The sequence below is a fragment of the Sinomonas flava genome (assembly GCF_039531875.1).
Lineage (GTDB): Bacteria > Actinomycetota > Actinomycetes > Actinomycetales > Micrococcaceae > Sinomonas > Sinomonas flava.
On sequence record NZ_BAAAQW010000006.1, the window covers coordinates 70241 to 93006 of the forward strand.

23 protein-coding genes are annotated in these 22766 nt (G+C 72.3%); 7 read left to right on the forward strand and 16 right to left on the reverse strand.

Annotation, left to right across the window (positions count from 1 at the left end; genetic code table 11):
* The first annotated feature begins 109 nt into the window (after nt 1–109).
* Entirely contained in the window at nt 110–970 is an 861-nt protein-coding gene (locus ABD298_RS11605) for an alpha/beta fold hydrolase (protein WP_344299868.1), read from the forward strand.
* 325 nt (nt 971–1295) lie between these two features.
* On the opposite strand, the gene panC is transcribed toward ABD298_RS11605, so the two are convergent.
* From panC to dacB, 14 genes are all read right to left on the reverse strand, one after another.
* On the reverse strand, nt 1296–2258 hold the full coding sequence (gene panC, locus ABD298_RS11610; protein ID WP_344299869.1) for a pantoate--beta-alanine ligase: 963 nt from the start codon (nt 2256–2258) through the stop codon (nt 1296–1298).
* Nucleotides 2258–3238 carry a Rossmann-like and DUF2520 domain-containing protein gene (locus ABD298_RS11615; protein WP_344299870.1) on the reverse strand — a complete coding sequence of 327 codons (981 nt, stop codon included), beginning with the start codon at nt 3236–3238 and terminating at the stop codon, nt 2258–2260. Before ABD298_RS11615 ends, panC begins: the two co-directional genes overlap by 1 nt.
* Nucleotides 3235–4770 carry a PH domain-containing protein gene (locus ABD298_RS11620; RefSeq protein ID WP_344299871.1) on the reverse strand — a complete coding sequence of 512 codons (1536 nt, stop codon included), beginning with the start codon at nt 4768–4770 and terminating at the stop codon, nt 3235–3237. The genes ABD298_RS11615 and ABD298_RS11620 overlap by 4 nt, the downstream gene beginning before the upstream one ends.
* A gap of 4 nt (nt 4771–4774) precedes the next feature.
* Nucleotides 4775–5329 (reverse strand): PH domain-containing protein, encoded by a 555-nt coding sequence (locus ABD298_RS11625; RefSeq protein WP_344299872.1) that lies wholly within the window; start codon nt 5327–5329, stop codon nt 4775–4777.
* The gene (locus ABD298_RS11630; protein WP_344299873.1) at nt 5322–5843 is read right to left on the reverse strand and encodes a DUF3180 domain-containing protein; all 522 of its coding nucleotides are present in this window, start codon (nt 5841–5843) and stop codon (nt 5322–5324) included. The genes ABD298_RS11625 and ABD298_RS11630 overlap by 8 nt, the downstream gene beginning before the upstream one ends.
* Nucleotides 5840–6367, reverse strand: coding sequence for a 2-amino-4-hydroxy-6-hydroxymethyldihydropteridine diphosphokinase (folK, locus tag ABD298_RS11635; protein WP_344299875.1), 528 nt, complete (start codon nt 6365–6367; stop codon nt 5840–5842). The genes ABD298_RS11630 and folK overlap by 4 nt, the downstream gene beginning before the upstream one ends.
* 1 nt (nt 6368) lies before the next feature.
* Nucleotides 6369–6749, reverse strand: a complete 381-nt coding sequence (gene folB, locus ABD298_RS11640) for a dihydroneopterin aldolase (protein ID WP_344299876.1) — start codon at nt 6747–6749, stop codon at nt 6369–6371.
* A gap of 20 nt (nt 6750–6769) precedes the next feature.
* Nucleotides 6770–7675, reverse strand: a complete 906-nt coding sequence (gene folP, locus ABD298_RS11645; protein WP_344300193.1) for a dihydropteroate synthase — start codon at nt 7673–7675, stop codon at nt 6770–6772.
* Nucleotides 7676–7683: 8 nt separating this feature from the next.
* On the reverse strand, nt 7684–8298 hold the full coding sequence (folE, locus tag ABD298_RS11650) for a GTP cyclohydrolase I FolE (protein WP_344299877.1): 615 nt from the start codon (nt 8296–8298) through the stop codon (nt 7684–7686).
* Between the two features lie 44 nt (nt 8299–8342).
* Nucleotides 8343–10379, reverse strand: coding sequence for an ATP-dependent zinc metalloprotease FtsH (gene ftsH, locus ABD298_RS11655; RefSeq protein ID WP_344299878.1), 2037 nt, complete (start codon nt 10377–10379; stop codon nt 8343–8345).
* A gap of 208 nt (nt 10380–10587) precedes the next feature.
* Entirely contained in the window at nt 10588–11139 is a 552-nt protein-coding gene (gene hpt, locus ABD298_RS11660; protein ID WP_344299879.1) for a hypoxanthine phosphoribosyltransferase, read from the reverse strand.
* Between the two features lie 57 nt (nt 11140–11196).
* Nucleotides 11197–12303 (reverse strand): tRNA lysidine(34) synthetase TilS, encoded by a 1107-nt coding sequence (tilS, locus tag ABD298_RS11665; RefSeq protein WP_344300194.1) that lies wholly within the window; start codon nt 12301–12303, stop codon nt 11197–11199.
* A 110-nt stretch (nt 12304–12413) separates the two neighbouring features.
* On the reverse strand, nt 12414–13520 hold the full coding sequence (locus tag ABD298_RS11670) for a zinc-dependent metalloprotease (protein WP_208711225.1): 1107 nt from the start codon (nt 13518–13520) through the stop codon (nt 12414–12416).
* Between the two features lie 66 nt (nt 13521–13586).
* On the reverse strand, nt 13587–15083 hold the full coding sequence (dacB, locus tag ABD298_RS11675; RefSeq protein WP_344299880.1) for a D-alanyl-D-alanine carboxypeptidase/D-alanyl-D-alanine endopeptidase: 1497 nt from the start codon (nt 15081–15083) through the stop codon (nt 13587–13589).
* 168 nt (nt 15084–15251) lie between these two features.
* On the opposite strand from dacB, the gene ABD298_RS11680 reads away from it, so the two are divergent.
* The 5 genes from ABD298_RS11680 (at nt 15252) to ABD298_RS11700 (ending at nt 18909) form a co-directional block, all read left to right on the forward strand.
* Nucleotides 15252–15740: an inorganic diphosphatase gene (locus ABD298_RS11680; RefSeq protein ID WP_344299881.1), complete on the forward strand. Its 489-nt coding sequence runs from the start codon at nt 15252–15254 to the stop codon at nt 15738–15740.
* Nucleotides 15741–15878: 138 nt separating this feature from the next.
* Nucleotides 15879–16877: a WXG100 family type VII secretion target gene (locus ABD298_RS11685; protein WP_344299882.1), complete on the forward strand. Its 999-nt coding sequence runs from the start codon at nt 15879–15881 to the stop codon at nt 16875–16877.
* On the forward strand, nt 16874–17665 hold the full coding sequence (locus tag ABD298_RS11690) for a hypothetical protein (RefSeq protein WP_344299883.1): 792 nt from the start codon (nt 16874–16876) through the stop codon (nt 17663–17665). The genes ABD298_RS11685 and ABD298_RS11690 overlap by 4 nt, the downstream gene beginning before the upstream one ends.
* Nucleotides 17662–18249 carry an RDD family protein gene (locus tag ABD298_RS11695; RefSeq protein ID WP_344299884.1) on the forward strand — a complete coding sequence of 196 codons (588 nt, stop codon included), beginning with the start codon at nt 17662–17664 and terminating at the stop codon, nt 18247–18249. Before ABD298_RS11690 ends, ABD298_RS11695 begins: the two co-directional genes overlap by 4 nt.
* Nucleotides 18250–18291: 42 nt before the next feature.
* Nucleotides 18292–18909 (forward strand): hypothetical protein, encoded by a 618-nt coding sequence (locus tag ABD298_RS11700; RefSeq protein WP_344299885.1) that lies wholly within the window; start codon nt 18292–18294, stop codon nt 18907–18909.
* A 97-nt stretch (nt 18910–19006) separates the two neighbouring features.
* On the opposite strand, the gene ABD298_RS11705 is transcribed toward ABD298_RS11700, so the two are convergent.
* The gene (locus ABD298_RS11705; RefSeq protein WP_344299886.1) at nt 19007–19843 is read right to left on the reverse strand and encodes an HAD family hydrolase; all 837 of its coding nucleotides are present in this window, start codon (nt 19841–19843) and stop codon (nt 19007–19009) included.
* A 432-nt stretch (nt 19844–20275) separates the two neighbouring features.
* Between ABD298_RS11705 and ABD298_RS11710 the strand changes: the two genes are divergently transcribed.
* Nucleotides 20276–21316, forward strand: a complete 1041-nt coding sequence (locus ABD298_RS11710) for a hypothetical protein (RefSeq protein ID WP_344299887.1) — start codon at nt 20276–20278, stop codon at nt 21314–21316.
* A 148-nt stretch (nt 21317–21464) separates the two neighbouring features.
* Here the strand turns inward: ABD298_RS11710 and serS are convergent, their stop codons facing one another.
* Nucleotides 21465–22751: a serine--tRNA ligase gene (gene serS, locus ABD298_RS11715; protein WP_208711216.1), complete on the reverse strand. Its 1287-nt coding sequence runs from the start codon at nt 22749–22751 to the stop codon at nt 21465–21467.
* Nucleotides 22752–22766: the final 15 nt, after the last annotated feature.

The window sequence follows — 22766 nt, forward strand, 5'->3', positions numbered from 1 at the left end:
TCGGCGGGCTCTGCGGCGGGGAGGGAGGGGTTCTCTGCGGTCACGGAAGACAATTCTAGTTTCTCGTCCCTGCGGCTCGGGACTCGGGGATTCCCGCTAGGCTCGGTGCATGGCCGCCACGCAGCTCTCCACGTCGACCGTCACCAGCGAGGACGGGGCCGTCCTCGAGCTCTTCACCGCTCTCGGCAGGGCCTCGGAACAGGAGAAGGCCGCGGCGGGAGGTGTCGTCGTCGTGCACGGATCCATGGTGACGGCGGAGCTGTACAAGGAGCTCGCTCTCCGCCTCGCCGAGGCCCTCCACGCCCCGGTCCACGTGTACAACCGGCGCGGCCGGGGCGGGTCGTCGCCGCAGCCGGCCGACTACTCGCTGACCACGGAGATCGCGGATCTGGCCGCCGTGCTCGAGCGCACGCAGACCGAGGCGGTGTTCGGGCACAACTACGGCGGGTGCATCGCGCTGCACGCCGGGCGGGAGCTCGAGATCGGCCGACTCGCGGTGTACGACCCGATCATCTCCTTCGAGGGCAGCATCAAAGCCCCCTGGCTGCGCGAGTTCGAGGAGTCCCTCGCCGCGGGCGACGAGGAGAAGGCGCTGGCCGTGCTGCTCCGCGGACTCCAGACCGCCGGTCCGGTCTCGAAGCTGCCGCTTCCCGTCCTGACGGTCCTCAACCGGATCGGCAGCCGGATGCCGATCGGGAAGGAGCTCTCGCGGCTGCTCCCGACCGGCCCGGCAGAGATCCGCGCGGTCGTCGCCGCCGATGCCGAGGCGAAGGGCTTCGACGAGCTCCCGCTCGAGACCCTGATCCTCGCCGGTGGGGCGAGCCCCGAGTACTTCGCCGACGCCGCCCAGAAGCTCGACGGCGTCCTGCCGGCCTCCGACTTCGACGTCCTGCCCAAGCTCGCGCACGATGCGCCGACCCGGCCGGCCAAGGCGCTGGTCGACCGTCTCGCGGACTTCTTCGCCAGCTGACCCTCCCCTTCCGGGTACGCCAAAACGCCCCCTCCTCCTTCCGGGTACGCGAAACTTCGCGACGTGGAATGCACGACCCCGGTCGGTGCCTCGCGCTGCGACCTCGCCAGGACGCAGGTCTCCGGCGCGAGAGGCAGGAAGCCGTCGTGGCGTATGTGCAGTGCTCCCCGGCAATCGAGCACGCGGCGACGACCGACCTTCCGGACGATCGGCCCGGACGCTACCCGTACCCGAAACGGCCTAGGAGCGCATTATCTGTACCCGAAACTGTTTGAGCGCGCATTATCTGTACCCGAAACGGGGGTGGGGCGCCGGCGGGGCGGGGTCAGCGCGCGCGGAGCGGCATGTTGTCGATGAGCCGGACCGGTCCGACCTTTGCCGCGACAATCGCGAGCGCCTCGCCCGTGAACGGCGTCTCCCGGCAGTTGAAGGCGAGCGGTTCGAGCGTGTCCGTGTCGACGACGTCCAGGTAGTCGAGCTCCACGAGCGGCTGCGAGCGGATGAGCTCCTCGGCGTCGTCCGGGTTGAGCGGCTCGTGCGCCCAGGCCCGCGCCTCGAGGAGCCGCAGTGCCCGCGAGAGGACGAGGGCGGCGTCGCGCTCCTGGCCTGACAGGAACCGGTTCCGGCTCGAGAGGGCCAGCCCGTCGGCGTCCCGCACGATGGGCACGGCGACGACCTCCACGGGGAAGTCGAGGTCCTTCACCATGCGCCGCACCACTGCGACCTGCTGGGCGTCCTTCTGGCCGAAGTAGGCGCGGTAGGCAACCCGGCCGCCGTCGAACCCGCCCGGCATCGCGAGGTGGAACAGCTTCGAGACCACCGTGCACACGCCGTCGAAGTGCCCGGGCCGGGACGCGCCCTCCCACTTCTCCGCGAGCGGACCGGCCGTGACGCGCACCTCCGGCTCGCCGCCGGGGTACATCTCCTCGACGGACGGCGCGAAGACGATGTCGACGCCGGCCTCCTCCAGCAGCGCCGCATCGGCCTCGAGCGTGCGCGGGTAGCGTTCAAGGTCGGCCGCGTCGCCGAACTGCAGGGGGTTCACGAAGACGCTGGCGACGACGACGTCGTTGCCCGCCACGGCGGATTCGGCCAGCGCCCGGTGGCCGGCATGGAGCGCGCCCATGGTGGGCACGAGCCCGAGGGAGGGAGTCCCGGCGGACCTGCGGACCCGGACGTTCTCGGCGCCGACCTCCAGTGAGCGGCGCCGCGTCCCGGCGAGATGGCGCGAGATGGCGGCCTGCAGGTCGCCACGGGTGTGCACGATCTCGATGGGCTGCGTGGGCATCAGCGGTCCTCTCCTGGGGCGGCGTCGGGGTCGGCGTCCGAGCCGGTCGGGGATCCCCCGAGGGCCCGTTCGAGCTCCGCGCGCCTGCCCGCCGGCAGCATCCCGCGGCGGTCGGCCCGCACGGCCGTCGCACGGGCCATGGCCCGGTACGCGTCAAGGATATCGGCGGAGCCCGCTCCTCCGGGGTCGGCCCCGAGCTCGGCCAGGGCCTCCACGTGCGCGGCCACCGTGCCGACGTCGCCGCGCGCGACGGGCCCGGTGAGCGCCGTCTCGCCGACCGAGAGCGCGTTGTCCAGCGATGCCCGCAGCAGCGGCCCCAGCACGGCCGAGGGGTTCTCGATCCCAATCCTGCTCAAGATCTCCGCCGCCTGGGATGCGATCGTCACGAGGTGGTTGGACCCGTGCGCGAGGGCCGCGTGGTACGCCACCCGGTCTCCCTCCGCGACCACGACCGGCTCCCCGCCCATCTCGACCACGAGGGCCTGCGCGACCGGGAGCATCGCCGGGTCCGCGGTCACGCCGAAGCAGCAGTCGGCGAGCCTGCCGAGGTCCAGAGACATCCCCGTGAACGTCATCGCGGGATGGATCGCGAGCGGGATCGCACCGGCGGCACGGACGGGCGCGAGGATGCCCACCCCGTGCCGCCCTGACGTGTGCGCCACGAGCTGCCCGGGCTGCCACGCCCCGAGCTTCGCGAGCCCCTCGACGAGCGGCCCGAGCGCGTCGTCGGGCACCGCGAGCAGGACGAGCTCCGACCGCTCGAGGATCTGCGGGATCTCGAGCACGGGCACGCCGGGGAGAAGCAGCTCGGCGCGCTCGCGGCTCGCCTCCGAGACCGCGGAGACGCCCACGACGGCGTGCTCAGCCGCGCGCAGCGCCGCGCCCAGCACCGCGCCGACCCTGCCCGCCCCGATCACCCCGATCCCGAGCCGTCCGGGCCGGCGGCTCCGGGCGCCGGGGAGGTCGCTGGGGGTGCTCATGGTGTGTCTCCTTCGGCTCGGACTGGTGGGTGCTGGCGCGCAAGCGGCGCCGCCCCGGGCGCACGACGGCGCGCTGCCGCGGCCCGGGCGGCCAGCTCACCGAAGAGCCGCTCGGCGTCGGCTACGGCGAGATGGCGGGCGGCAGGCCGGACGGGTCCGGGCGTCGAGTGCAGCTCGACGTTGGCGAGGCCGAACCGCCGTTCGAGCGGGCCCTGCGTGAGGGCGACCGACTGGGTGCGTCCGTGCGGGACGATCGAGAGCGTGCGCGCGAACGCACCATGGCGGCACAGGACGGCCGTCCCTGTTGCGAGGAATCCCGTGCGGCGCCACCCGAGCGGGTCGACCCAGCGCGCCGACCCGGGCGAGGAGGCGAAGCCCCCGTCGTCGCCCGCCCCGGTCATTCCGGCCTGGACGACGCCGCGGGCGGACCCGGGGCCCGTGCCCGGGTCGGGGAAGACGAGGCCGAGGACACGGAAGACGTCCTCGAGCGTCCCGGCGGGCAGGACGGTGGACTTCGCCTCCTCCTGCCTCGAGGACTGCCCGTAGCCGGCCACGTTCACGTGCAGGGCCCACCACCCGAAGGGACGCCAGAGGAGCGGCTGGCGGATCCCGACCGCCTGGATCCGTCCCGCGGGGACGGTCTGCGTGCGGGTCTCGAGGAGTCCGTAGCGGAGGCGGAGGCCGTCCCCGGCGGCGAGGACGCGGAAGTTCCAGGTCCGGTTGATCCTCCCCCACGCGGTCGCTGCCGCGGCGAGGAAGGCCGGCACGAGGGCGACGCCGAGAGCGGCGACTCCGGTGGCGACCTGGAGGGCGACCGAGGCCGCCGCTGCCAGGCCGGCCACCATGACGAAGGGGGTCAGCAGGGTCGAAGCCAGGATCCGCGCCACCGGGACCGCGGCGACGAGCACCTCGCCCGGGTCAGCCGGAGCCTCGGACGCCACCCGCTCGGCCTCGCGGCGCGCGCCGGAAAGGGCCGGCGCGGGGTGCGGAAGCCGCTCAGGGGCCCGGAGCTGCTCGGTGGAGTGCGCTGCCGCGGCGGCCGCGAGGATCTGGGCCCGGAGCGCCTCTGCCTCGGCCACCGGGAGGAACGAGAGCCGCAGCGCGCTCTCCCCCGCGTCGGCGACCTCGAAGCGCAGCTCGGCGAGCCCGAACAGGCGCGCGAGGAGCGGCTGGGCGAGGTCCACGGCCTGCACGCGGTCAAGCCGGGCCTGCCGGAGCTGGCGGAACACTATGCCGCTGCGGAGCCGCACCGTGGTCGCGTCGACGGCGAACCGCGTGGTCCACCAGGAGAACATGAAGCCGGCGGCCACGAGCACGACCACGCCGATCCCCACCGCGGCGAGGACCGGCAGGGGGACCCCGCTCCACCATCCGCGATTCACGCCGCCGGACAGGAGCGCCTCGAACCAGTCCCTCCCGACAGCCACGAACAGCGCCGCGACGAGGATCCAACCGCGCACCCACGGCGAGAGGGGGTGCACGCGCCGCCACTCGCCGTCGTGCGCGGATCCCGGGATCTGCTGGGTTCCCATCGGGTCAGAGTCCTGCCAGGCGCGCCTCGCCGCGCGCGCTCAGCTGCTCCCGGAGCCGCGCCGCCTCGGCGTCGGGCAGGCCGGGGATGGGCACCGTCGACTGCCCGGCGGGGGCCGCGGTATGGAGCTTCACGGTCGCGAGCCCGAGGGCGCCCTCGATCGGGCCCACCGAGACGTCCACGTACTGCATCCGCCCGTACGGCACGACGACGACGCGGCGGACGAGGAGCCCGTGGCGGATGAGCAGGTCGTCCTCCCGCTCGGCGTACGCCATCGCGCGGACCCTCCGGGGAACGAGCGCCAGATTGGCCAGGGCCAAGGCTGCGACCGCCGCCGGAAGCCCGACGGCGAGCCAGGCCGGAGGCGTGAACAGGCCCAGGGCGCCGGCCGCGAGGGGCGCGCAGGCGAGGGCGGTCCAGACGGTCGCGGAGATCGCGGTTCCGGCGAGCCGGAGCGTCAGGTACTTCGGGTCGAGCCGCCTCCACTCGATCCCGTCGGGATCGAGGGCGCGCCGCCGGCCGGCGGGCCAGGACGCCTCTGGGCCGGAAGGGTCAGGCAAGACCACCCTCCGCGTCCGGGGCACGGCCGCCGCCGGCGACATCGCGGCCCGAGGCGCCCTCCGCGTCGTCGCCGTCCTCGGGAGGGATCCGGCAGAAGCGCTCGACGATGAAGCCGATGGTCACCATCACGACTCCCCCCGCCATCATCCCGAGGGCCTGCAGGACGACGGGGTTGTCGGCGCGCGAGCTGAGGAACGGGATCTGGTCCGCGATCACGCCCGCGTGCCAGCCCAGCAGGACGGCGCCGGCGTACGCGCAGGCGTGCCCGAGGACCAGCGTGCGCGCGGCGAAGATGGGGTCGAGCATCCGCTTGCGGTGCCCCGTCCTCCACCGCAGCACACGGAACCCCAGCACAAGCGTCACGGCGGCAATGACGCCCATCGAGGCGAGCGCGCTGAGGGGTAGCACGGGAGTCGGCATCGAAGCACGCTGGGCGTATGCGTTGACCGCGAGCCCCACGATCCCGGCGAGCACGACGACGATGCTCAGCACCCACGGCTTCAGCGGCGTCATGTCGTCTCCTGGTCGGTGAGCACGTCGAAGGCCTCGACCCCGTCCGCGTCCGCGCAGTCCTCGAGCAGCCCGACGATCGGATGCCCCTCGAGGACGGCCGTGGGCTCGATCATCACCCACGGGAAGAGGACGAACGCCCGCTCGGCCGCACGGGGGTGCGGGATGGTCAGCTCGGGGTCGTCGATCGCCACGTCACCGTAGGTGATGATGTCGACGTCCAGGGTGCGGGGACCCCACCGGACCTCGCGCGTGCGGTGGTGCTTGGCCTCGACGGCGTGGCAGTGGGCGAGCAGCTCATACGGGCCGAGGTTCGTCTCGACGATCACGACCATGTTGAGGAAGTCCGGCTGGCCCTTGGGCCCTCCCACCGGCTTGGTCTGGACGACCGGCGAGACGTCCACAAGCCGCACCTCGGGCCGGTCGACAAGGTCAGCGACGGCCTCCGCGAGGGTCTCTGCCCGGGCCCCGAGATTGCTGCCGAGGGCCAGGACTGACCGGACCCACTCGTGCCGCTCCCCTGCCATCTCAGCGCTCCCGGAAGACGGTGACGGACACGTCGCCGAACGGGACCGGGATGGGAGCCTGCGGCTTGTGCACAGTGAGTTCGACGGCGTCGACCGGGAACTCGCCGAGGAGGGTGTCGGCGAGCCGCACCGCGAGCGTCTCGATGAGGTCCACCGGCTCGCCCTCGACGACGGCGACGATCCGCTCGGCAACCTCGGCGTAGCTCGTGGTCCGGGCGAGCTCGTCGCTGCCGGCCGCCGCGCTGAAGTCCGTGTGCAGGACGGTGTCGACGACGAACGGCTGCCCGTCGCGCCGCTCGAAGTCGAGCACGCCGTGGTATCCGGTCGCCGTCACGCCCGTGAGCGTGATCAGGTCCGGGCGAACGCGCACGCTGCCGGCCACCGGCCCTCCGTCCACTCTGCCTAGGCCTTCGCCCTGGCGGCGACCTTGACGGCATCGAGGTTCGCCGCGACGTCGTGCACGCGCACGCCCCACGCCCCCGCCGCCGCGGAGAGGACGGTGATCGCGGCGGTGCCGGCGTCCCGCAGCTTGGGCGGCGCGGCCTTTCCGGCCGTGGTGAGCAGCTCGCCGATGAAGCGCTTGCGGGAGGCCGCCACCAGCACGGGGTGGCCAAGCTCGGTGAAGCGATCGATGTGCTTCACGAGCTCCCAGTTCTGCTCGCCGTTCTTCGAGAAGCCCAGACCCGGGTCCACGATGATCTGCTCATCCTTGACTCCGCCCGCGCGCAGACGGTCGCGCAGCGCCTTCGTCTCCGCGAGGACCTCCTCGACCACGTTGCCGTAGGCGGCCAGTCCGTCCATGCTCTTGGAGTCGCCACGGCTGTGCATGAGGACGTAGTGCACGCCCGTCTCGGCGATGAGCGAGATCATCTCGTCGGCGAGGGCCACCCCGGAGACGTCGTTGATGATGGCGGCGCCGGCGGCGATGGCCTTCGCGGCGGTGGTGGCGCGGCGAGTGTCCACCGACACGAGGGCGCCGGCCTTCGCGAGGGCCGCGACCACGGGGAGGACGCGCTCCTGCTCGAGGTCCTCGGGGACCTCGTCCGCGCCGGGGCGCGTCGACTCGCCGCCGACATCGATGATGTCCGCGCCCGCATAGTACATGCGCAGCCCGGCGGCGATGGCGGTGTCGGCGGTGGCGTAGTCCCCGCCGTCGCTGAATGAGTCGGGGGTGACGTTGAGGATCCCCATGACGACCGTGCGGTCGCTGGGAAGGCCGGCGAACGTGGCCCGGGCGCGCGCCTGGCGCAGCACGGGAAGGGGGGAGGTGTTGGGCCCGGTTCCGGGCGCTGCTGCGAGAGAGTCCATCATCGTACTCACCTTCCGAGAATGAGGCTCATGGCTTCGGCGCGGGTAGCTGGGTCGTGCAGTTGGCCGCGGACGGCGCTCGTGACGGTGTGGGCTCCTGGCTTGCGCACGCCGCGCATGGACATGCACATGTGCTCGCAGGAGATGACCACGATCACGCCGCGGGGCTTGAGGTGGTGGACGATGGCGTCCGCCACCTGGGTCGTGAGCCGCTCCTGGACCTGGGGCCGGCGTGCGTAGATGTCGACGAGGCGCGCGAGCTTGCTCAGTCCGGTCACGCGACCGTCATGGGAGGGGATGTAGCCCACGTGGGCGACACCGTGGAACGGCACGAGGTGGTGCTCGCACGTCGAGTAGAACGGGATGTCCTTCACGAGCACGAGCTCCTCGTGGTCGAGGTCGAACGTGACCCCGAGGACGTCCTCAGGATCCATGTGCAGGCCCGCGAAGGTCTCGGCGTAGGCCTTCGCGACCCGCTTCGGGGTGTCCTTCAGCCCGCTGCGGTCCGGGTCCTCACCGACGGCGATGAGGATCTCCCGCACGGCCGCCTCGATGCGGGGCAGGTCCACGTCCTGGACTTCCGCAGGCAGCTCGAAAACGTCGTCGTCGTCAATATGGGTCACGGATCGATCCTAGCGGTGCGGGCGAAATGGGGAGGCGACGGCCGTCACACGCCCTCGCTGCCGGGGGCGAACTCCTGCTCGCCATGGGGGTGGTGCGCCTGGCCGACGTCGAGCGGCTCCTCGCGTCGGGCGTTCGCCGCCTCCTCCTGCGCCTCGCGCGCCTTGCGCTCCGCCTCGGTCTCCACCGGCGGGATGTTCTGCACCGGGCGGGACTCCTTGGAGAGCCACACCTCGCGGAAGTCGCGCTTGCGCACGTCCGTGAAGATCGCCGCGATCTCCTTCTGGTTGAGCGTCTCGTGCTCGAGGAGTGCGAGGGCCAGCCGGTCGAGGACGTCGCGGTTCTCGGTGAGGATGTCGTAGGCCTCGTCGTGCGCCTGGTCCATGAGCCGGCGCACCTCCTCGTCCACGATGTAGGCGACCTGGTCGGAGTAGTTCCGCTCGTGCGCCGCGTCGCGGCCGAGGAACGGCTCGCCGCCGCCCTGGCCGAGCTTCACGGCGCCGACGCGCTCGCTCATGCCGTACTGGGTGACCATCTTCCGTGCGGTGGAGGTGGCCTTCTCGATGTCGTTCGAGGCACCCGTGGACGGGTCGTGGAACACGATCTCCTCGGCGACGCGGCCGCCCATGGCGTAGGCGAGCTGGTCGAGGAGCTCGTTGCGGGTGATCGAGTACTTGTCCTCCTCGGGGACCACCATGGTGTAGCCGAGGGCGCGTCCGCGCGGGAGGATGGTGATCTTCGTCACCGGGGCGGAGTTCCGCAGCGCCGCCGCGACGAGGGCGTGGCCGCCCTCGTGGTACGCCGTGATCTTGCGCTCGAGGTCCTTCATCACGCGCGAGCGCTTCTGCGGGCCTGCCATGACGCGGTCGATGGCCTCGTCGAGGGCGCGGTCGTCGATGAGCTGCGCGTTCGAGCGCGCGGTGAGGAGCGCCGCCTCGTTCAGGACGTTCGCGAGGTCAGCGCCCGTGTAGCCGGGGGTCTTCTTCGCGACCGCCTTGAGGTCCACGTTGGAGGCCATGGGCTTGCCCTTGGCGTGGACCGAGAGGATCTGCTCGCGGCCCAGCAGGTCCGGCGCCTCCACCGGGATCTGGCGGTCGAAGCGGCCCGGGCGAAGGAGCGCCGGGTCCAGGACGTCTGGCCGGTTCGTCGCCGCGATGAGGATGACGTTCGTCTTGACGTCGAAGCCGTCCATCTCGACCAGGAGCTGGTTCAGGGTCTGCTCGCGCTCGTCGTTGCCTCCGCCGATCCCGGCGCCGCGGTGGCGCCCCACGGCGTCGATCTCATCAACGAACACGATGGCCGGGGCGTTCGCCTTGGCCTGCTCGAACAGATCGCGGACACGGGACGCACCGACGCCGACGAACATCTCGACGAAGTCCGAGCCCGAGATCGAGAAGAAGGGGACGCCCGCCTCACCGGCGACGGCGCGCGCCAGGAGGGTCTTGCCCGTCCCGGGAGGGCCGTAGAGCAGCACGCCTTTGGGGATCTTCGCACCCACCGCCTGGAACTTGCCCGGCTCCTGGAGGAACTCCTTGATCTCGTGCAGCTCCTCGACAGCCTCATCGGCACCGGCGACATCCGCGAAGGTCACCTGCGGCATGTCCTTGGTGATCATCTTGGCCCGGGACTTGCCGAACTTCATGACTTGGCTGCCGCCGCCCTGCATGCGCGAGAGCAGGAACCAGAACACCGCTCCGAGAAGCAGGACCGGGATCAGGAGGGACAGGACGGAGCCGAACCAGTTGTTCTCGACCGGCTGGTCCGTGTAGCCCTTGGACAGGTTGGCGTCGTTGACGGCCTTGATGACGTCGTCGCCGCGCTGGGTGATGAAGAAGAACTGGACGTTCTTCCCCTTGTCCTGGCCATCGACCACATAATCGTCCTTCAGGACAAGGTCGACGCGCTCTTCGCCGTTGAAGATCTTGGCCTGCTCGGCCTTGCCGTCCTTGAGGAGCTGAAGCCCGACCGAGGTGTCGACGCGCGTGCTTCCGCCCGGGGCCAGCGTTCCGAAGGCCAACAGGAGCAGGACGACGACCACAACGATCCAGATTCCCGGACCCTTGACGAAGCTCTTGACGTTCATGAAATCGGGGCTACACCCCGTCCCTTCTGTTGTGCACCGGTACCGTCATGCGCGAAGGCTGTGGCCACCAGCATGACACCGTTCGGAAACGTTCACGCACGGTTCACTCCAAAAGTTCCCCCCGCACCGGTGCGCTGACGGCGAAACCCGCCGTGCGGCGTCGTGCGCCGCTGCCCACCGGCATCGGAGTGACCGAGGTCTGCGCGACCTACTCGTAGACGTGGGGCGCGAGCGTGCCCACGAAGTCGAGGTTGCGGTACTTCTCCGCGTAGTCGAGGCCGTAGCCGACCACAAACTCGTTCGGGATGTCGAAGCCCACGTACTTGACATTGATGCTGACCTTCGCGGCGTCGGGCTTGCGGAAGGCCGTGCAGATCTCGACCGACGCCGTGCCGCGTGACTCGAGATTCGTCTTGAGCCACGAGAGGGTCAGGCCCGAGTCGATGATGTCCTCGACGATGAGGACGTGCTTGCCCATGAGGTCCGTGTCGAGGTCCTTGAGGATCCGCACCACGCCGGAGGACTGCGTGCCGGAGCCGTAGGACGAGACCGCCATCCAGTCCATCGTCACGTGCGAGTGCAGGGCCCTCGCCAGGTCCGCCATGACCATGACGGCGCCCTTGAGGACTCCGACGATGAGGAGGTCCCGGCCTTCGTAGTCGCGGTCGATCTCGGCGGCGAGCTCGGCGATGCGGTTCTGGATCTCCTCCTTCGTCTTGAGGACGTGTTTGAGGTCTGCGTGGACGTCGGTCGATTCCACCTGCGGCTCCTGGGGTCGAGCGTGTGCCTGCCTGCTGGGGCGTGACGCGGTGCTGGGTCAGCGATGCGATACCAAGACTAGCCCCCCGCGGTGCCCCGCGCCCTTGCGGGTGCCGTCCCTGGGCTGCCGGAACGCGCTCACATGCCCCGCGACTTCGACCGGCCCTGCCGAGCCGCGGGGCTCGAGGAGGCGCTCGACGGCGGAGAGCCGCTCGAACGTGAGCTGGCCTCCCAGCTCGGTCACCGCGAGCGCGATCACGCGGCTCCGCAGCGCCTGGGGCAGGGCCCGCAGCTCCGGGCCGGGAAGGACGACGGCGCGCCCGCCCCCGCGATGAGGGGTCATGTCCCTGCCGCGAGGGGTGACCTCGGCGGCAGACGGGGTGACCTCGGGGCCAGAGGGGGTGACCTCGGCGGCAGACGGGGTGACCTCGGCGGCAGACGGGGTGACCTCGGCGAGGGCGGCGTAGATCCGCTGGGCCTCGCCGTCGAGGTAGTCAGCGTCGGCGGCCAGCAGCGCGGCGGTGCGCGCGAGGCCCTCTGCGACGCCGGGCCCGAGCTCGGCCTCGAGGAACGGCATCGTCGCCGTGCGGACCCGCGAGCGCATGAACCGCGGGTCCTCGTTCGTCGGGTCGAACCACGGTTCGAGGCCCTCGGCGACGCACACGTCGAGCGTGTCGGCGCGGCGCAGCGTCAGGAAGGGCCGGACGTACAGCCCGCGCACCCGGCGCATGCCCGCGAGGGCCCGGGGCCCTGACCCCCGGGCCAGCCCGAGGAGCACCTGCTCGGCCTGGTCGTCCAGCGTGTGCCCGAGCAGCAGCGCGCCTGCGCCCCATGTCTCCGCCTCGGCCTCGAGGGCGGCGAGCCGCGCGGCACGCGCAGCGGCCTCGGGCCCCTCGCCCCGGCGCTGGACGTCCACGGCGACCACCCGCACCGGCGCGAGTCCAAGCTCGCCCAGCACACCCGCCGTCGTGCGCGCGACCTCCCCCGAGCCCTCCTGCAGCTGGTGGTCGACGACGACGGCGCCCGCCTCGAGCGGGTGCCCCGACACCCCGCCGCGGCGGGCGAAGTGGGCGACCGCGGCCGCGAGCGCGAGCGAGTCCGGGCCGCCGGAACAGCCGACGAGGATCCGGCGGGGCCAGCCGGCCTCCGCGAGCGCGGCCTTCACGGCGTTCCGGGCGGCGCCGACGGCGGGGTGGAGCCGGCGCCGGGCGGGCGAGGCGGTGTCGCGGGCCGGGTCGAGGGCGGGACCGGGGGCGCTTCCGGAGTCTCCGGCGGTCACAGGCCCATGCGGGAGACCCAGGTCTCCGGGGCGTGGATCTCCTCCTCGGTCGGGAGGTTCTCGGGGCCCTCCCACACACGGTTGAAGCCCGCCATCCCGACCGCGTCGACGACGTGCCGCACGAACTTCTGGCCGTCCGTGTACTGGCGCATCTTGGCCTCGAGCCCCAGGAGGCGGCGGATGAACGTCTCGAGCGGGCCGCGGTTCTCGTTCCGCTGCTGGAACCGCTGCCGGATGGTCTTGACGGTGGGCACGACCGAGGCGTCGATCGCGTCCATGACGACGTTCGCGTGCCCCTCGAGCAGGCTCATGACCGCTGTCAGGTGGGAGATCGCCGCGCGCTCGGCGGGGTCCTGGAGCAGGTCGAGGATGGCACCCTTGCTCGGGAGGTCCGAGGCGCTCCCGGTGCGGTCGCGCAGGGACTTGGCGACCGCCGTCGCGCGTTCCATGAGGGAGTCCATGTTGCCCACGAGGCTCTCGCTCAGCTGCCCGATCTGCTCGGTCATGTGGCCGCGCAGCCACGGGGCGGCGGCGAACTGGACACGGTGCGTCTGCTCATGGAGGCACACCCAGAGCCGGAAGTCCTCGGGCTCGAGCACGAGTTCGCGCTCGATGTGGACGATGTTGGGCGCGACCAGCAGCAGCCGCCCGGCCGGCGGGACCGTGGACCCGGGCGCGAGGGCCGAGAACGGCTCGTACTGCCCGAGAACCCGGCTCGAGAGGTAGGCGAGGATGAGGCCGAGCTGGGCCCCCGTGATCGCCCCGCCGACCTTCGCCGCGGTGGGGGTCAGCTCGCTCGCGCGCTTCTCGACGAGGTGCGTCAGAACCGGGTCCATCATGACCTCGAAGCCCTGCGTGTTGGCCTTCGCCCACGAGGCGCGGTCCACGATCAGCAGCTGGGAGTCGCGCAGGTCCGCAGCGACGTCGAGCCCCGTGATGCGGTGGACGTGGGCGACCGAGGCATCGGCGAGGCGCCGCAGGCTCTCGACGACGTCGCGCGCCTCAGCCGGCGACAGCGCCGGACCGGGGGGCGCCAGGCGCGCCGCGGTTGACGCAGCGAGATCCCAGTTGATCAGTTGGCTGGCCATCTGCGAGGCATCCATGCCTCCATTCGACCACATGCTGCTGTCCCTCCGCTGTGCGGGCCGTGGCGCGGCTTCCGCCCGCCGCTATCGGCAGCCGCACGCCGCGAGGGCCGCGGCCGCGCCGTCGAGCGCCTGCACGGCTTCCCCCCGTCGCCCCGGATCCAGGCCGTTCGCCACGAAGGCGAACGCCAGGAGGCGCCCGTCGGCGTCGACGGTGTACCCGCTCAGGGCGGCCACGGTGTTCAGCGTTCCGGTCTTCGCACGCACGACGCCGGCCCCGGCCGCCGCGCTCCCGGCGAACCGCGAGCCGAGGGTCCCGTCGAGCGCGGCCACGGGGAAGCCGCCGAGAGCGGCCCGGAGCCGCTCGTCCGACCCCACGGTCATCTCGCGCACGAGCGTCGCGAGGGCCGTGGGGCTGATGCGGTTGCCGAGGGAGAGGCCGCAGGCGTCGGCGATCTCGAGGCCGTCCGCAGTCCCCAGCACCTGCACTGCCGCGGCACGCAGGGCCGCGACGGCGCCCTCGTTGGCCGCCGGGCCGCCCTGTGCGTGTGCGGCGAGGCGGGCGAGGACTTCCGCGAGGTAGTTGTCCGACTCACGCAGCATGTAGTCGACCTGCTCCCCGAGCGGCGCGCTCTCGACAGCTGCCAACTCCTGCCCCTCCGCGGGTGCCGCTACACGGCTGACGCCGGCGGCGACCGTCACGCCGGTGCCCGCGAGGGCGGCCGCGAGCGCGTCACGGAAGGCGTTCGCGGCGTCGAGTGCCGTGTCCTCAGGCCGCGGGCCGGCGGCGCCCGGGGCCGCGCGGGCGCCGTTGAGGGCGAGGGCGTACACGGGCGCGATCTCCCCGGCGGCCACGTCGGCCGGGTCCCACGCCGGGCTCAGGGCCGGGCCCGTGAACAGGGTGTCGTCGAGCCGGACGGTGACGGTCCGCGGCGGCGAGGGAGCCGGCTGGGGCGAGGCGGCGGCGTCGTGCGCGGCCCCGGCGGCCGGGGCGAGCGCCTTCGCGGTGTCCGCGGCGAGCGTCGCCAGGCCGGCGCGGCCCATGACGGCGTCGGGCTGGGACGACCCGGCGGCGAGCATTGCATCGCCGCCGCCAGCGAGGACGACAGTGCCGGCGTCGGGGCGGACGACGCGGGTGCGTAGCCGCGCGTCGGGCCCCAGGGAGGTGAGCACGGCCGCCGCCGTGAGGAGCTTGAGGTTGGACGCCGGGACGCGCCCGTCCCCGCCGGCCTGGCTGAAGAGGACGCGGCCGGTGGCGGCGTCGAGCACGGTCCCCCCGATGCTTCCGGTGCCCAGCGCGAGCCGGGGCGCGAGGTCGCGGGCGAGCCGATCGGCCTCGGGAACCGGGGCCGCGGTGGACAGCGGCGCGGCTCCTGCGAGGGCCGGCGCGGACGACGGCGGCGCGAGCCACCCGGGGGTCGTTGCGGTGGGCGTCGGGGCGGGGAAGAGCGCGGACCGCGCATGGGTCGCGAGCCCGGTGGCCACGAGCACGACGGCGACGGCCACCGCGAGCGCGACCGCTGCGGCGAGCGGGGCCCACAGCCCGGTCAGGGGCGCGCGGGGTCCGCGTTGCGTGCTCATGTGTGTCGTTCCTCGGGGTTCTCTTACGGTCCCGGCTGGGGGTGGGCAGCCCCGGGGCAGATATCCTTCATCGTAGTCGCCGCCGCGGACGAGCCCCCGGGCTTGCCCGTGCCGGCTGCCGTGACCGACGCGACCCGGCCCCGCAGGCGGGCCATGCAAGGAGCACCCATGAAGCACGATGTGACGATCGAGATCCCGCGCGGCTCCCGCGTGAAGTACGAGGTGGACCACGAGACCGGGCGCGTGCGCCTCGACCGCGTCCTGTTCACCTCCATGCAGTACCCGACCCACTACGGGTTCTTCGACAACACCCTCGGCGAGGACGGCGACCCGCTCGACGCCCTCGTCTGGTACCCGGACGTGGACCTCTTCCCCGGCATCGTCATGGAGGCCCGCCCGATCGCGATCTTCAACATGGAGGACGAGTCCGGCGGGGACGCGAAGCTCGTGTGCGTGCCGGCGGACAAGCGCTTCGACCACATCCAGGAGGCCTCGGACCTCGACGACTTCCTGATCAAGGAGATCGAGCACTTCTTCACGCGGTACAAGGACCTCGAGCCGGGCAAGTGGGTCAAGCCCGCCGGCTGGGCGGACCGCGCCGCCGCCGAGGCAGAGCTCGAGGCCTCCATCAAGCGCTTCGAGCAGCAGGGGCACTGAGCCCGGCGGCAGCCCGCTGAACAGTAGCAGTCCTTGAGGGGGCGATGGGGAGTGGTCCCCATCGCCCCCTCTCGTTCCCGTCTCCTAGGCTGTCCACGAGCCAGTGGGCGCCCGGAGCGCCCAGACGAAGGGGGAACGGTGACGATCCGAGCTGGGGCGAACGTCGAGGAGCTGCGCGCGCTGGCGCTGCAGTTCGGGAAGGCGTCGAAGGAACTCGGCAGCCGCGGACAGGAGCTCAGCGCGGTCCTGGGCCGAATGGACGTATGGCGCGGCAGCGACGCCGAGCAGTTCAAGCAGCAGTGGAGCCGTCTGCACCGGCCGGCGCTCCTGGCGGTGTCCCGCCAGCTCCAGGAGGCCTCCCGGACCCTGCTGGCCAACGCCGACGCGCAGGAGCAGACCTCGGAGGCCTCGACCGGGGCGCTGGCCGCCGGAGCCCCGAGCGCCCTCGGCGTCCTGTACGACGTGTACGAGACGGCCGGCGGGGTCAAGGCGTTCGGCTCCGCCGCATGGAACGCGATCAACGCCGGCCGCCTGGGCCTCGACGCCTGGAAGGACACCAAGAGCCTCTTCACGAGCTGGGCCGACGTCGGCGAGCTCGTGCGGGACGGCATCCGCGGGATCCGCAGCGGCGACGGACTCTCCGACGTCTACCAGGCCATGCGTGCCGGGGTGCCCTACAGCGAGGCCTTCGAGAACGCGAGCAGGTTCTCCCAGTCGCTGCGCTGGGCAGGGGCGATCGCCGGGCCGTTCGCCGTGGCCGGGGGCATCCACGACGTCATCAGCCCGTCCCACGACGGGTGGCGCGGCACCGGCGACCGGGTTGCCGGCGGGCTCTCCGCGGTGGGCGGCGTGGGGTCGATGATGCTCGCGACGGCCGGCGGCGCAGCGCTGCTGGGGCCGATCGGCGCCCCCGTGGTGATCGGCGCGGGCCTCGTCGCCGCCGGGTGGACCGTAGGGAACCTGGTCTACGACAACTGGGACTCCATCAGCAGCTTCGCCGGCGATGTCGGCGGGACGATCGCGGACGGCTTCGGGGAGGCCAAAGACGCTGTCGCGGACACCGTCGATAGTGTGGTGGACGGGGTGTCCGATGCTGCGGGCGCCGCAAAGGACTTCGTGGGAGGGCTCTTCGGATGACACAGGCACAGATCACCTGGACCGAGAGGGACGTGCGCTCGGCTGCCGCGGTCCTCGGCTCGGCCGCAGACGAGGGCCGTGAGCTGCCGACGCTCACCGACGAGGAGATCGTGGCGCTCGACGGGCCTGCCAGGGAGCAGCTCGTCGAACTGCCGTGGCTCGCCTCGGAGGGAGTCTACCGGGAGGCCGCTGCCGCCGTCGCCCTGCGCGGGCTGCTCGCCAAGGGCATCGCGTACCCGGTCCACGCCGAGGGTGACCCGACGCCGCGCCGTCTCGAGGCCGGCGTCGAGCATACGGGCCTGCTCACGCTGCGCCGCACCGCGGAGCGGCTCGTACGCCTCGAGCGGCAGGTCTCCACCGGACGCCGCTGGATCTACGCGTACGTGCACGACGGCGGGGTGCTCGCCGAGGAGGTCGACGAGTCCGGCCTGCACGCGTTCCGCGTGTTCACCGCCGCCGGCATCGGGCCGTGGCTCGCCGGATTCGTGGACCCCGACGGGATCGCCGCGCGCGACGGTGACCCCGTCCTGCTCGACCAGGCCCAGTTCGAGGCACAGGCCGGCGAACGGCTCGCGGACACGCGCGCCGCCACGACCGTGACGGCGCTGGCCGCACACGGGCCGGACCAGTCACTGAGCGTCTACACGTCCTCGACGACCGTGACGCTGCTGACGCCGCGCGGCGGCGGCGGTGTGGGCGAGCCCGCCGACGCCGTCGAGCTCCGGGACGTTTCCGCAGACACCCTCGAGGGCCTCCTCGCCGACCTGACCGCAGCCCCGGCCGCATGACGACGCGAGCGCGCACAGGACTGGTCGATGCCGCCACGGGGCGGGAGATCCGCGTGGTCGCGGCCTCCGGGGAGCAGTTCGCGGCTGCCCCCGCCGCCCGGGTCTTTTGGTGCCGAGTGCTGGACGGCGCGGTCGTCGCCGCGATAGCTGCCTCGGTGCTCGTCCCGGTGCTCGCCGCGCTCGGGCGCTCGTCCGTCTCGGGCGGGACGGCGGCAGCGGTTGCCGCGCTCGTCTGGTTCGCCCTGGTCTTCGCCTATGGGATGGTGTCCGGCAGCGTCGGAGCGCTCGGCGACCACGCAGGCGGCTTCCGCGCGGTGCGGCTCGACGACGGGTCCCGGCCGGGCGTGTGGCGCGGAGGCTGGCGTGCCGTGCTGTGGAGCTTCGTCCCCCTCTACGCGGTTATCACGGTGGTCGGCATCTTCTCAGGCTCCATGGCGGGCGACTGGTCGGAGCGGTACTCGACCCGCGACCTGCGTGCGGGTATCGAGCGGGGAATGCCGCCGGTCCCCGACCCCCGCGTCGCCGAGCGGGAAGCGCGGGTGGCCGCGCGCGCCGCGGCACGCGCACAGCGCCGCAGCGGCTGAGCCTCCCCGACGTGGCCGGGCGCCGCCGCTAGGCTGGCCGCCATGTTCACGGTCACGATCAACCAGCGCGACCGGCAGGCCGGGGACAGGGTCCCCGCGCTGCTCAAGGCGCTCGCCCGGCTGCGCCCCGAGGTGCCGTTCGACCGGACCGTGGGCGACGAGGCGCAGGCCGTCTTCGCCGACGCTTCCTCGGCGGTCGAAGCGGCCCTCGTGGCGCTCCGCCCCGACGCGTGCGGGGAGGTCCGGTGGAACGTGGGGATCGGTGTGGGCGCGGTCGACGAGCCGCTGCCGCTGGGCGTCGGGGATGCCCGCGGCCCCTCGCTCGTGTACTCGCGCCGGGCCGTCGAGCGGGCGCAGTCGAGCGGGGACGCGGCGGCGATCGCCGTCGAGGGACCCGATGCGGGCCTCGCGCACGACGCCGAGGGGGTGCTCAGGCTGGTCGGCCTCACCGTCGCGAAGCGCACTCTGGCGGAGTGGCGCGTCCTGGACCTGCTCACCCCGGGCGTCCGCGGCCAGCAGAAGGCCGTCGCCGAGGCGCTCGGGATCACGACCCAGGCCGTGTCGAAGGCCGTCGCGCGGGCGCACTGGGCGGAGGAATGGGCGGCCCGTCCCGCGGCCGCGCGGCTCCTGGGCCTCCTCGACGCGGCGTCGGGGAAGTGAGGCCGGACCATCCGGGGCCCGGGCCGCGGCCCTGTGCCCTTGCCCGGGGCGCGCGACCCCGCGACGGCGACCACGCGCCGTCGTGCGTGGGGTGCGCCTAGACCAGCGAGCGGAGGATCACAGCGGCGCCGTCCTCCTCGACGGTCGAGGTGACCTCGTTGGCGGCGACCTTGACCTCGTCGGGGGCCTGGCCCATTGCGACGCCGCGGCCGGCCCACTGGAGCATCTCGATGTCGTTGCGGCCGTCGCCGATCGCGACCGTGTGCTCGCGCCCGATCCCGACGAGCTGGCGGACATGCTCGAGCCCGCTGGCCTTGGTGACGCCGTGGGCGGCGATGTCGAGCCAGGCGGTCCAGCCGACGGAGTAGGTGACGCCGTGCAGGCCGATGGACTCGACGGCCTCCCCGAACTCCTCCGCAGTGGAGTCGGTCGAGAACACGACGAGGCGCACGGCCTCGGCCTCGAGCAGCTCGCGGAAGGACACGCCGCGGGCCTCGACGCCGAAGCTCGCGTCCTGGAAGCGCTCGGTCGAGAGGAAGTTGCCCTCGATGTCCTCGAGGGCGTACTTGGCGTTCGGCAGCCGGCGGCGGAGGGCCTTGAGGACCGGGGCCGGGTCGAAGGAGCGGCGGTCGATCACGGTGTAGCCGCCGTTGGCCCCGGCGTGGATCTGCACGGTGACCCCGCCATTGCTGCAGACGGCGTATCCGCGGTCCACGCCGAGCAGTTCGACGATGGGCAGGGTCGCGCCCAGGGAGCGGCCGGTGGCGACGACCACCTCGTGGCCGGCACCCACGACGGCGCCGCCCACCTCCCGGATGGCCGGGGACATGTGGCCGTAGTGGTCGACGAGGGTTCCGTCGACGTCGAGGGCGATGAGCTTGCGCTCGATCGTTGTGAGCTGGTCATCGATGCCAGCATTCAGCGTTGTAGTCATAGGTACTAGTGAAGCACCTCGCCATCCGTTCGCCGTAGGACGGCGGACACAGGAGGCGTGAACACGGGGTGAAGCGTGGGGGCGCGAGGTTAATACTCACAGCCCGGCCCACAGTGTGAGTGTTCATGTTTGGGATGGCGGCTGTTCACGTTCGGTCGGGGCTCGCGGGGGTGCCGGGGCCCCGGGTCCCCGGGCTCCCGGGGCTCCCGGGGCCTGAGACGCCTCGTTGCCGAGGAGGTCGCCTCAGTCCGTCCTCACTGCCACAAGGCGTCTCACGAGGACCCGGATGACGTCCTCGCTGCGACAAGGCGCCTCCTTCATGGGGTTTGGCGCTGGACTAGAAGGTCCTCCACAGGAGACCCAGTCCGGCGTGTCGTCCACATGCGCCCCTGTTCAGGGCCCGCTCCGTCCGGAAGGGGAGATGCTGAGCGCATGGACCCCGCCGACTCGCTCCTCTGCGCCACGAGACACCTGCTGCTCGGGGTGGCCGAAAGCCCGCGGACCCGGTTTGCCTCGGGGGAGCTGGTTCGGCTGAGGAGAGGCTTCTACGTTCCCACCTCGGTCTGGGTGCAGGCGGCCGAGCACGAACGGTTCCTGCTCGCCGCCACGGCACTCGCCCAGGCCCATCCTTCGACCGTGTTCTGCGGCGAGACTGCGCTGTTCCTTCGAGGCCTTCCCACGGTCAAGGCCCCGACCTCAATCGACGTTGCGGCGCCCTCCCGCGGACGGCTCGGCGAACGGCCCCCGACCTTCCAGGCTGCCGGTTCCGAGCTGGCCGAGAAGGCTCGCCGACTCGCTCCCCCGCCGGTCCGTCGGCACTTCCATCCCAAGCTCGAACCGGAAACGCTCGGGGAGTTCCACCTGGCCCCGACTGCCACCGCACTTGTCGAGGTCCTCGCTGTCGGCCGGTTTGCCCGTGCCCTGACCGTCGCAGATGGCGTGCTGCGGCAGCAGGCCGATGCCCCGCTGCTGGACCGGCTCGACGTGCGCTCCGCCATCGAGGTGCTGCGCCATGCGCGCTGGCGCTCGCGTGCATCGCTCATCGCCTCCCTGGCCCGAGCCGGCGCCGAGTCTCCCGGCGAGTCGGTGAGCAGGGCGCTCATGCTCCTGTTCGGATTCCCAGAACCGGCGCTCCAAAAGGAGCACTACGACTCTCTGGGGCTGGTGGGGCGCACGGACTGCTTCTGGGATGCAGAACGGGTCGAAGCTCCCCTGCGCGGGTACGGGGAGGGCCCCGTGGGCGAGTTCGACGGGTGGGGCAAGTACTTCCGGGCCGAAATGGCCCGGGGAGAGGACCCCCGCGAGATCATCCGCCGGGAGAAACGGCGTGAGAACCGCCTTCTCGCGCTGGGCCACCCCGTGGTGCGCTGGGACTGGGCCGACCTCGAGCGGCCGTCCCGGCTCCGGGCGAAGCTCATCGACGTTGGCCTTCGGCCAGACACGAGACGCCTTCTCGTCGAGAAGGTCGCCTGAGGGCAGCTCCCCGACCACAAGGCGTCTCCGCTGAGGAGACAGAGCGCCTCACACGCAACAACGCGTCCCGGGGGCGCGGCGCGGCGTTGGCTGCCGACGTTCGACGGCGCCACGCAGCGTTCGACGGCGCAGCCCGCCGCGGGTGCCGCTAGAGGACCGGGAGGACCTCGAGGCCGCCGAGGTACGGGCGCAGGGCTGCCGGGACGTTCACGGAGCCGTCCGGGTTCTGGTGGTGCTCGAGGATGGCCACGATCCAGCGGGTCGTCGCGAGGGTGCCGTTGAGGGTCGCCACCGCGCGGGTGCCCTTCGAGGCGCCGTCGCTGTCGACGATGCGCTCGCGGATGTTGAGCCGGCGCGCCTGGAAGCCCGTGCAGTTCGAGGTCGAGGTCAGCTCGCGGTACCGGCCCTGAGTCGGAACCCAGGCCTCGCAGTCGAACTTCCGGGCGGCGCTCATGCCGAGGTCGCCGGCGGCCGTGTCGATCACGCGGTAGGGCAGCTCGACCTTCGCGAGCATCTCCTCCTCCCACGCGAGCAGGCGGGCGTGCTCCGCCTCGGCCTCCTCGGGCGAGCAGTAGGAGAACATCTCGACCTTGTTGAACTGGTGCACGCGGATGATCCCGCGGGTGTCCTTGCCGTGCGAACCGGCCTCGCGGCGGTAGCACGAGGACCACCCCGCGTAGCGGGTCGGCCCGGCCGAGAGGTCCAGGATCTCGTCCGAGTGGTACCCGGCAAGGGCCACCTCGGAGGTGCCCACCAGGTAGAGGTCGTCCTCCGCGAGACGGTAGATCTCGGCGTCGTGCTTCACGTCGAAGCCGGTGCCCTGCATCGTCTCCGGACGCACGAGCGTGGGCGTGATCATGGGCGTGAAGCCCGCCTTGACGGCCTGGTCCATCGCCATGGACAGCAGCGCGATCTCGAGCCGCGCCCCCACCCCCTTGAGGAAGTAGAACCTGGAGCCGGAGACCTTGGCGCCGCGCTCCATGTCGATCGCGCCGAGGAGCTCGCCGATCTCTAGGTGGTCGCGCGGCTCGAAGCCCTCGGCGGCGAAGTCGCGCGGCTCGCCGACGGTCTTGACGACGACGTAGTCGTCCTCGCCGCCGGCCGGGATGCCGTCGATGATGAGGTTGGGGACGATCCGCATGAGCTCGTCCATCTCAGCCTGCGCCTCGTCCGCGGACGCCTGCGCGGCCTTGACCTTCTGCGCGAGGTCCTTGACCTCGGCGAGCAGCGCCTGCTTCTCCTCGCCCTTGGCGGCGGCGACCTTCTTGCCGAACGCATTCTGCTGGGCGCGCAGCGTCTCGTACTCGGTCAGGGAAGCACGACGGCGCGTGTCGGCCGCGCTGATCGAGTCGACAAGCCCTTCATCGGCCCCACGGGCACGCTGGCTGGCACGGTACTTCTCGGGGTTCTCGGTGAGGTCCTTGACGTCGATCACGAGTCCAAGACTAAC